Origin of the sequence: Mycobacterium sp. 852013-50091_SCH5140682, assembly GCF_001665685.1 — a bacterium.
Taxonomy (GTDB): Bacteria; Actinomycetota; Actinomycetes; order Mycobacteriales; family Mycobacteriaceae; genus Mycobacterium.
The window spans coordinates 77,222-87,241 of sequence record NZ_LZTB01000017.1; the positions used below are offsets into that span (position 1 = coordinate 77,222).

General features: G+C 68.2%; 9 protein-coding genes. 5 read left to right on the forward strand and 4 right to left on the reverse strand.

Translation table 11 applies throughout. From position 1 onward, the window contains the following. Positions 1 to 8: 8 nt before the first annotated feature. Positions 9 to 377 carry a heme-binding protein gene (locus A5784_RS06780; RefSeq protein ID WP_064943567.1) on the reverse strand — a complete coding sequence of 123 codons (369 nt, stop codon included), beginning with the start codon at positions 375 to 377 and terminating at the stop codon, positions 9 to 11. A 139-nt stretch (positions 378 to 516) separates the two neighbouring features. Then, the gene (locus tag A5784_RS06785) at positions 517 to 1,062 is read right to left on the reverse strand and encodes a hemophore (protein ID WP_064943604.1); all 546 of its coding nucleotides are present in this window, start codon (positions 1,060 to 1,062) and stop codon (positions 517 to 519) included. A gap of 237 nt (positions 1,063 to 1,299) precedes the next feature. Between A5784_RS06785 and A5784_RS06790 the strand changes: the two genes are divergently transcribed. From A5784_RS06790 to A5784_RS06805, 4 genes are read left to right on the forward strand one after another with little or no spacing between them, the layout of a single operon-like run. Next, positions 1,300 to 4,152, forward strand: a complete 2,853-nt coding sequence (locus A5784_RS06790; protein ID WP_064943569.1) for an MMPL family transporter — start codon at positions 1,300 to 1,302, stop codon at positions 4,150 to 4,152. Continuing rightward, positions 4,149 to 4,685, forward strand: coding sequence for an XRE family transcriptional regulator (locus A5784_RS06795; RefSeq protein WP_197514653.1), 537 nt, complete (start codon positions 4,149 to 4,151; stop codon positions 4,683 to 4,685). The genes A5784_RS06790 and A5784_RS06795 overlap by 4 nt, the downstream gene beginning before the upstream one ends. A gap of 57 nt (positions 4,686 to 4,742) precedes the next feature. Continuing rightward, complete coding sequence (locus tag A5784_RS06800) at positions 4,743 to 6,023, forward strand: O-acetylhomoserine aminocarboxypropyltransferase/cysteine synthase family protein (RefSeq protein WP_064943571.1); 1,281 nt, start codon at positions 4,743 to 4,745, stop codon at positions 6,021 to 6,023. Next, complete coding sequence (locus tag A5784_RS06805) at positions 6,020 to 6,481, forward strand: CoA-binding protein (protein WP_064943573.1); 462 nt, start codon at positions 6,020 to 6,022, stop codon at positions 6,479 to 6,481. The genes A5784_RS06800 and A5784_RS06805 overlap by 4 nt, the downstream gene beginning before the upstream one ends. A gap of 9 nt (positions 6,482 to 6,490) precedes the next feature. Here the strand turns inward: A5784_RS06805 and A5784_RS06810 are convergent, their stop codons facing one another. Next, on the reverse strand, positions 6,491 to 7,180 hold the full coding sequence (locus A5784_RS06810; protein ID WP_064943575.1) for a hypothetical protein: 690 nt from the start codon (positions 7,178 to 7,180) through the stop codon (positions 6,491 to 6,493). After that, complete coding sequence (locus tag A5784_RS06815) at positions 7,177 to 7,785, reverse strand: hypothetical protein (RefSeq protein WP_064943608.1); 609 nt, start codon at positions 7,783 to 7,785, stop codon at positions 7,177 to 7,179. Before A5784_RS06815 ends, A5784_RS06810 begins: the two co-directional genes overlap by 4 nt. A 66-nt stretch (positions 7,786 to 7,851) precedes the next feature. On the opposite strand from A5784_RS06815, the gene A5784_RS06820 reads away from it, so the two are divergent. After that, complete coding sequence (locus A5784_RS06820; protein ID WP_064943578.1) at positions 7,852 to 9,828, forward strand: M13 family metallopeptidase; 1,977 nt, start codon at positions 7,852 to 7,854, stop codon at positions 9,826 to 9,828. Positions 9,829 to 10,020: the final 192 nt, after the last annotated feature.

Genomic DNA, 10,020 nt, shown 5'->3' on the forward strand with positions numbered 1-10,020 from the left:
GCACCAGGTTACGGGGTCTGAGGCGGCGTGCCGCCGCACCGATTCTTCAGATCGACCAGGGGCTGGCGGATCCCGGTGAGGTCGGCCTTGGTCTGCGGGTTCTGCTCGAGGTAGTCGTGCACCTTGGTGCGCACCTGATCCCGGGGCAGGCCCTTGAGGCCGGTGAAGAACGCGTTCACGTCCGGGTGGGTGAACAGGTAGGCGGACGTCGAGGCGGACACACCCGAGGCCACTCCGGCGAGGTCAGCCGCAGTGCAGTTGGGCGGGTCGTCGGCCATGGCCGACGGGATCGCACCGAACAGCATCGCGCCGGCAACCGCGCCGGCGCCGGCCACGCCGGCTACGACGCGCCGCGCGTTCAGGGCCGAGAGCAACATGGTCAAGCTCCTTCATCGGATGGGACGCCGCAACCCCGGGCGGGTACCGGCAGTGCAAGCTAAGCAGAATCCGCTGCGAGTTTCCCGCCTTGCGCCCAATGAAGTGCCTTCTCGGCCTGACGAACTCCGGTTCGACGCGCTAGCGGGTGGTGGTGCCCGTCGCGGTGGTCACGCCGGGCAAGGCTCCCGGGTTGAATCCGGGGGTGGCCGCGGGCCCGGGCAGCGGGCCGGTGCTCACCGCCGAGGCGGTCGACGACAGGGCCGACGGCACACCCGCGGGCGCGCTCTGCTGCGCACCCTGCAGCAGGCCCATCATCTGCGGCAAGCTGACCGGCAACCGGCAGCGGGTACCGAGGCTGACCAGAGGCGACTGCAGCTGCTGCATGTCCTTGGCGACCTGCGGGTTGGCGTCGAAGTAGGCCTTGACCGCGCCGAGGGTCTGCGGGCCTGCCTGCTGCTGGCTGATTGTGGTCAGCGCCTGGTTGGTCTGCGGATGGGCGTCGAGGTAGGAGCCCATGTTGGTGGCGACGCCGCCGACGGTCTTGGCGACCTCGCTGGCCGCGCACGGATCGGTTCCGGCGGTTGCGGTCGGCCCCAGGAACAGGGTGGCGGCCACGCCGCCCGCCGCGGACACCGCAAACGCGCCCGCAAGGCCGCGGCGCAGTCCAGCAGATATCGGCTTCATGGACAGGCTCCTCACGATCAGCGGCATGCGAAGCCCCCGACGCATGCACAGCCGGGGGCCATCTTGCCATCTATGTCGCGATGTCAGCGAATAGCGTTAGCCGGGTGGGCGGTAATCCAGCCCACATCACGGTGCGGTCTCATGGCGGCCGACGGGCGGGTGAGCCTACCTCAGCGCGAGGTACGCTTCCGTACGCAACGCCGGGGGAGAAAGAGGGGACCTCGCATCCAGCAGTTCATGATGCGCTTGAGCAGCAATCTGCGCAGATTCCGCTGGGCGGTGTTCGCCACCTGGTTGCTGCTGCTGGTGCCCTCCATCTACCTCGCGATGAACCAGTCGTCCAATCTGACCGGCGGCGGGTTCGAAGTCGAGGGTTCGCAGTCGCTGTACGTGCAGCGCCAGCTCGAAGACCATTTCCCCGATCAGGGCGCCTCCCCACTGGCACTGGTCGCCGCACCGCGTGCCGACGCGTCGTTCGACGACATGAACGCCGCGGTGGCGCGGCTTGAGCAGATCGCCAAGCAGGTCCCCAGCGTCAAGATCGTGCCCAATCCGCAGCAGCCCGCACCGCAGCCCGACCGGCCCTACGTGCTGACCCTGCAACTGGACTTCAACAACACCGGTGCGGTCGACGTGGCAAAGCAGTTGCGCCAGAAGGTCGGCATCCACGGCGACCAGCCCGGCGAGAGCGCCAACGGCAAGGTCAAGTTCTACGTCATCGGGCAGGGCGCGCTCGGCGCCGCCGCCACCCAGGCCACCAAGCACGACATCACCGCAGCCGAGAAGTGGAATCTGCCGATCGTGCTGATCGTGCTGCTGGCGGTGTTCGGCTCGCTGGCCGCCGCGGCGCTGCCGCTGGTGCTGGGCATCTGCACGGTCGTGGTGACCATGGGCCTGGTCTATCTGCTGTCGATGTTCACGACCATGAGCGTGTTCGTGACGTCGACGGTGTCGATGTTCGGTATCGCGCTGGCCATCGACTATTCGCTGTTCATCCTGATGCGCTTCCGCGAGGAACTGCGGGCGGGCCGCGATCCCACCGAGGCTGTCGACGCCGCGATGGCGACGTCCGGCCTGGCCGTCGTGCTGTCGGGCCTCACCGTGATCGCCTCGATGACGGGCATCTACCTGATCAACACGCCGGTGCTGGTGTCGATGGCCACCGGCGCGATCCTCGCGGTCGCGGTCGCGGTGCTCACGTCGACGACGCTGACGCCCGCGGTGCTGGCGACCTTCGGCCACGCGGCCGCCAAACGTTCGTCCTATCTGCACTGGTCGCGCCGGGTCGAGGCGAGCCAGTCCAAGTTCTGGACCCGCTGGACCGGCGCGGTGATGCTGCGTCCGTGGGCGTCGGCGCTGGCGGCCGTGATCCTGTTGCTGACGCTGGCAGCGCCGGCCTTCTCGATGGTGCTCGGCAACAGCATGCAGCGTCAGTTCGAGCCGACGCACGAGATCCGCGGCGGGGTCAACGCGGCCGCCGACGCCCTGGGTCCGGGTGCGCTCGGCCCGATCCGGGTGCTGGTGACAGTGCCCGACGGCAAGGCCGCCGACAAATCGGCGGTCGACGCCGTGCGCCAGCAGATGGCCCAGGCGCCCAGCGTGATCATGGTGCAACCCCCGGTGTTCTCCGACAACGGCAACGGCAACAGCGCGCTGCTCTCGGCGGTGCTGTCGGTGGACCCCGAGGACCTGGCGGCCCGCAAGGCCATCGACTGGATGCGCGACAGGCTGCCCGCCGCGGCAGGCCCGAACGTCCGAGTCGACGTCGGCGGTCCGACCGCGCTGATCAAGGACTTCGACGACCGGGTCTCGGCGACGCAGCCCTGGGTGTTCGTGTTCGTCGCGCTGATCGCGTTCGTGATGCTGCTGGTGTCGATCCGGTCGCTGTTCCTGGCCCTCAAGGGCGTGCTGATGACCGTGCTGTCGGTGGCCGCCGCCTACGGCAGCCTGGTGGTGGTCTTCCAGTGGGGTTGGTTCCAAGGGCTCGGCTTCGAGAAGCTCAGCTCGCTCGACAGCACCATCCCGCCGCTGGTGCTCGCCATGACGTTCGGCCTGTCGATGGACTACGAGATCTTCCTGCTGACCCGGATCCGCGAACGGTTCCTGCAGACCAACAACACGCGTGACGCCGTCGCCTACGGTGTGAGCACCAGCGCCCGCACCATCACCAGCGCGGCGTTGATCATGATCGCGGTCTTCATCGGTTTCGCGTTTGCCGGCATGCCGCTCGTCGCCCAGCTCGGGGTGGCCTGCGCGGTGGCCATCGCGGTCGACGCCACGGTGGTCCGGCTGGTGCTGGTGCCCGCGCTCATGGCGATGTTCGACGAGTGGAACTGGTGGCTGCCACGCTGGCTCGACCGCATCCTGCCCGAGGTGGATTTCGAGAAGCCGCTGCCGAAGGTCGAGGTGACCGATCTGGTCATCATCCCCGACAACATCGCGGCGACGGGTCCGACCGGAGCCGACCTGCGCATGATGGTCCGCTCCGCAGCTCGCATGAAAAGCCTTGCCCCGCAGACCATTACGGTCGCCGATCCGTTGGCGTTCAGCGGCTGCCGCGAATTCACCACCCGGCTGGCCGAGCAGCGCCCCGGCCGGGCCAAACCGTGTGCGGTGCATCCGGTGACGATGTGGCGGGGCCGGCTTTCGGTCGCCGTCGACGCGCTGGAGACCGAGGCCGACGCCAAACGCGCGATGGTGGAGCGGCGCGGACCGATGGAGACCACCAACGTGCAGCTGCCCACGGGCGACCGGCTGCAGATCCCGACGGGCGCGGAAACACTGCGGTTGAAGTGCTACCTGATCATGTGCCGCAACACCACCAAGGACTACGCCGAGTTTGCTGACCTGGTCGAGTCGATGGAAACCCAGACAGCGGCTCTGGTGTTGTCGGGCATGGACCGGTATTACTGTGGTCAACAACCCAGAAGTCGGTGGGTGGCGACCCAGTTGGTACGCCGCTTGGCCGATCCGCAACCGTCCGACGAACACGATGTCAGAATGTCTGGACCAGAGGCTGCAAATGACTGGGAGAAAGTCAGGCAACGCTGCCTGTCGGTGGCTGTAGCGATGCTGGAGGAGGCGAAGTGACGTTGGCCCCGGAGGCACGGGACACTCGCGATCCACACCGCGAGAACGTCCCCCCGCGCGGGCATTCTCGCTCCCCTCTGCCCCCGCGCAAACCGCCGTTCGACGACCGGCCGGTCGAGTACTGGCCCACCGCAGCGATCCGGGCCGCGCTCGAGACCGACGACATGGCGGTGTGGCAACGGATCGTGGCCGCAGTCAAGCGAGACCCCTACGGCCGCACCGCACGTCAGGTCGAGGAAGTTCTGGAGACCGCACGGCCGTACGGGGTGTCCAAGGCCCTGTCCGAGGTGCTGGTGCGCACCCGCGAACATCTGGAGGCCAGCGAGCGCGCCGACGTGGCTCGCGGTATCCAGGGGCTGCTGCGCCGATCGGGGCTGGCTCCGCAGGAATTCGCCTCCCGCGCCGGGGTTTCCAACGAAGACTTCGCCAATTACCTGGAGGGCACGGTCAGCCCGCCCGCCTCGCTGCTGCTGCGGATGCAGCGGTTGTCCGACCGGTTCGCCAAGCTCGCCGCCCAGCGCGCAGGACAATAACGCCACCGAGATCGCAACTCTGGCCGTCCCTCCCGCGCCGCCGTACGCTGCGCAGCCGTGACTGACCGGATTTTCGGTTTGGCCACGCGCGCCATCCACGCCGGACAACGTCCGGATGCGGCCACCGGCGCGCGGGTGACACCGATCTACGCCAACGCCAGCTTCGTGTTCACCGACACCGACGATGCGGCAAACCTGTTCGCGTTGCAGAAGTACGGCAACGTCTACAGCAGGATCGCCAACCCGACGGTCGCGGCGTTCGAGGAGTGCATCGCCAGCCTCGAGGGCGGCCTCGGCGCGGTGGCCACCGCGAGCGGCCTCTCGGCACAGTTCGCGGTGTTCGCCGCCCTTGCCGGGGCGGGCGATCACATCGTGTCGGCCGCAAGCCTCTACGGCGGCACCGTCACGCAGCTCGACGTCTCGCTGCGCCGCTTCGGCGTGGACACCACGTTCGTTGCGGGCACCGATCCGGCCGACTATGCCGCGGCCATCACCGACCGCACCCGGCTGGTCTACGCCGAGGTGATCGCCAATCCATCCGGCGAGATCGCCGACCTGGCCGGGCTCGCCGAAGTGGCCCACGCTGCCGGGCTGCCACTCGTCGTCGACGCCACGGTCGCCACCCCGGCGTTGTGTCGGCCCATCGAGCACGGCGCCGACATCGTGGTGCACTCGGCGACCAAGTTCCTCGGCGGGCACGGCACGACGCTGGGCGGTGTGGTGGTCGACTCCGGTCGATTCGATTGGGGTTCAGGCAAATTCCCGGCCTTGACCGAACCGGTCGCGTCTTACGGCGGGCTGAGCTGGTGGGGCAACTTCGGCGAGTACGGTTTCTTGACCAAGCTGCGCAGCGAGCAACTGCGTGATCTGGGTGCCGCCCTGGCCCCGCAGTCGGCGTTCCAGTTGTTGCAGGGCGTGCAGACGCTGCCGCAGCGGATGGCCGCCCATCTCGCCAATGCCCGGTCCGTGGCGCAGTGGCTGCAGGCCGATCCGCGCGTGAGCTACGTGCGCTGGGCGGGGCTGCCGTCGCACCCGCATCACGAGCGGGCGGCGCGTTACCTGCCCGACGGGCCCGGCGCGGTGTTCGCGTTCGGGGTCGCCGGCGGGCGGGCCGCGGGCGAGAAGTTCATCAACTCCGTGCAGCTGGCCAGCCACCTGGCCAACATCGGGGACGTGCGCACGCTGGTGATCCATCCGGCCAGCACCACCCACCGCCAGCTCACCGACGATCAACTGCACGCCGCAGGCGTCGGCCCCGAGCTGGTGCGCATCAGCGTGGGCATCGAGGATGTCGACGACATCATCTGGGATCTGGACCAAGCCCTGGGGGACCGATGACCGACGCTCTGACCCGCCAGCGCATCCTGCGCGAGACCCGGACGGTGGCCATCGTCGGGGCCTCGGCCAACCCGTCGCGCGCCAGCTACTTCGTCTGGACCTACCTGAGATCGACCAGCGACTACGAGCTCTATCTCGTGAACCCGACCATCAGCGAGATCGACGGCACGAAGGTCTATCCCACTCTCGCCGATCTGCCCGCCGTCCCCGACCTGGTCGACGTCTTCCGCCGCCACGATGACCTGCCGCACGTGCTCGACGAGACCGTCGCCGTCGGCGCGAAGACGCTGTGGCTGCAACTGGGCCTGCGCCACGACCAGGTCGCCCGCGACGGCGAGGCCGCCGGGCTACAGGTCGTGCAGGATCGCTGCCTGAAGATCGAGCACGCCCGGTTCGCCGGTGGTCTGCACCTGGCCGGGTTCAACACCGGGGTGATCGATTCGCGTCGCCCTCGCTGAGCGCCGCCTTTACCGCGAGTGCAGCGGCACCACGTTGTCGACGACCCAGCGGCCGTCGGACTTCGTCAGCGTGACGCGCAGGGCCAGCACGGCGTTGTCGGCGGGCTTGCCCGGCACGCTCTGGGTGCCGCGCAGCACCACCGCGACGCTGGCCGCGGCGGGCCCGAGCGCCTCGACGCCCGCGGAGATGGTGCTCGCGCTCGCCGAGACGTTCTTGCTCGTCAAATCCTTGGCGACGCCCGAGAATTCCTTCTTGAACGCGTCGGCACGCTCGGGCGTCATCATGGCCGTGGCCCGGTCGATCGACGCGGTCGGGCTCTGCGGCGCGAACGTGGCGGTGGCCTCCGCGACACTGCTGGCGATGCGCACCACCTGGCCGCGGTCGCTGTTGAACGTGTTGTCGGGCTTCGTCCAGCGCAGATAGCCGACGAGCACCGCGGCCACCAGAGCAACCGTCGCCACCCCCACGACGGCCAGCCGTAGCCCCGGCCCGTCGTCGTCGGTGCCGACGGTCACGCCGTCGCGACGCGCCAGCACCACGTTGACGATCACGCCCTGCACGATCAACAGGCACAGCACCGAACACACCGACACCCACCACAGCGGCCAGGCCAGCGCCAGACCGATGAACACCAGCGCCAGGATCGCCGCCAGAGGCGCGACGATGTCGAAGGCCAGGACTCTCAACCGGTTCCTCATCGGATCGGCTCCAGCCGCGAGATCATCAGCTGCCCGTCGACGTCGGAGACGTCCAGGCGCAGCGCCCACCGCACGGTCTGCGGCTTGTCGGAGCCGGCGTTCTGGCTCACCGAGGTGGCCACCACCAGCACGTGATCGATGCGCGACACCAGACCGGTCAGCTCAGGCTGGGGCGGCTGCTGCGGCGCCCCGTTCGGACCCGGCGGCGGGTGGTAGATCGATTCGATGGACACCGAGTCGATCTGTCCGGTCGAGTTCGCCTGCAGCCGCTTGACCAGGTCCCGGAAGGGCTGGACGGTGGCGTCGAAATCGGTGTTGAGCTGGCCCACGGTGCCCTCGTGCAGCTTCTGCAGCCCCGATTCGACGGTGTCCTTGTTGAGGTTGATCAGGATGTTGGTCCAGTCGGCGGCGGTTTGCAGCACGCGCGTCTGGTAGGCCCGCTCGCCGGTCTCGCTGCGGTGTCCGGTCCAGATCAGGGCGGCCAGCACGATGGCGGCGACCGCGATCACCCCCAGTACCGCCGACGCGATGCCGTAGCCGGTGAACTGGCCGCCGGCGTTGTCCGCGCTGTCGTCGGTGTCGTCCTTGGCAGGGGCTTCGGGCATGCGCGTGAGGCTACCGGTGCCTTCCGAGGCCCAGAGCACCGCCGAGGCGTCTGGAAGAATGTCGGGGTGACGGTAGAAGCTATCAAGTCCGGTATCGACCTGAGCCATGTCGACGCGCAGGCCCGCCCCCAGGACGATCTGTTCGGCCACGTCAACGGCCGCTGGCTGACCGAATACGACATCCCCGCCGACCGGGCCACCGACGGTGCGTTCCGGTCCCTCTATGACCGGGCCGAGGAGCAGATCCGCGATCTGATCACCGAGGCCGCCCAGTCGGGGGCCGCGAACGGCACCGACGAGCAACGCATCGGCGATCTGTACGCGAGCTTCATGGACGAGCAGACCATCGCCGAGCGCGGGCTGGCTCCCCTGCTCGACGAGCTGGCCACCATCGACGCGGCCACCACCCCCGACGAGCTGGCCGGCGTGCTGGGTGCGCTGCAGCGCACAGGCGTCGGCGGCGGTGCCGGCGTCTACATCGACACCGACTCCAAGGATTCGACCCGCTACCTGCTGCACATCAGCCAGTCCGGAATCGGGCTGCCCGACGAGTCCTACTACCGCGACGAGCAGCACGCCGAGATCCTCGCGGCGTACCCGGGGCACATCGCGCGGATGTTCAGCCTCGTGTACGGCGGGGACCAAACCGAGACGGCCGCCCGCATCGTGGCGCTGGAGACCAAGCTGGCCGCCGCGCACTGGGATGTGGTGAAGCGTCGCGACGCTGATCTCACCTACAACTTGCGGACGTTCGCCGACCTGCCCGCCGACTCCCCCGGGTTCGACTGGTCGGTCTGGGTGCGTGGCCTGGGAACGACGCCGGAAGCGGTGGCCGAACTCGTGGTCCGTCAACCCGACTACCTGACGGCCTTCGCGGCGCTGTGGTCGAGCGAGGACATCGAGGACTGGAAGGCGTGGGCCCGTTGGCGTGTGATCCACGGCCGCGCAGGCCTGCTGACCGACGATCTGGTGGCCGAGGATTTCTCGTTCTACGGCCGCACGCTCAGCGGCACCGAGCAGATCCGCGACCGGTGGAAGCGCGCTGTGTCGGTGGTCGAGAGCCTGATGGGCGACTCCCTGGGCAAGCTCTATGTGCAGCGGCACTTTCCGCCGGAGGCCAAGGCCCGGATGGATGAGCTGGTGGCCAATCTGCGTGAGGCTTACCGGGTCAGCATCACCAACCTGGACTGGATGACGCCGGAGACCAGGGCCAAGGCGCTGGACAAGCTCGACAAGTTCACCCCGAAGATCGGCTATCCGGCGCGCTGGCGGGACTATTCCGAGCTGGTGATCGTGCGCGACGATCTGTACGGCAACTATCGGCGGGGCAACCTCATCAATTCCGACCGGGAGCTGGCCAAGCTGGGCGGGCCGGTGGACCGCGACGAATGGTTCATGACGCCGCAGACGGTCAACGCGTACTACAACCCGGGCATGAATGAAATCGTTTTTCCCGCAGCCATTCTGCAGCCGCCGTTCTTCGACGCCGACGCCGATGACGCCGCCAACTACGGCGGTATCGGGGCGGTCATCGGCCATGAGATCGGCCACGGCTTCGACGATCAGGGCGCCAAGTACGACGGTGACGGCAATCTGGTGGATTGGTGGACCGATGCCGACCGTGCCGAATTCGGGCTCCGCACAAAGGCTTTGATCGAGCAGTACGAGAAGTTCACGCCGCGCGCACTGGACGCGAGCCATCACGTGAACGGCGCCTTCACCGTCGGCGAGAACATCGGCGACCTCGGCGGGCTGTCCATCGCGCTGCTGGCCTACGAGCTCTCCCTCAAGGGCGAGGAACCACCGGTGATCGACGGGCTGACCGGCGTGCAACGGGTGTACTTCGGGTGGGCCCAGGTGTGGCGCACCAAATCCCGTGACGCCGAAGCCATCCGGCGGTTGGCGGTCGATCCGCATTCACCGCCGGAGTTCCGCTGCAACGGTGTGATCCGCAACATCGACTCGTTCTACGAGGCGTTCGAGGTGGCCGACACCGACGAGCTGTACCTGGATCCCGCTCAGCGCGTGCGCATCTGGAACTGACGTCCTCCCGCGAGTTCTCCTGGCGAGTTCTCCTGGCGAGTTCTCCTGGCGAGCAGACGCTGCGGTACGCGACACGCCGCGTTTGCGGTACCGCCGTGACTGCTCGCCGAGGAAAACTCAGCGGTATTTGGCGACGTAATCGGTCATGGTGGCCAACTGGTAGCGCGACACCTCATGCGCGGTCTCGTCCTC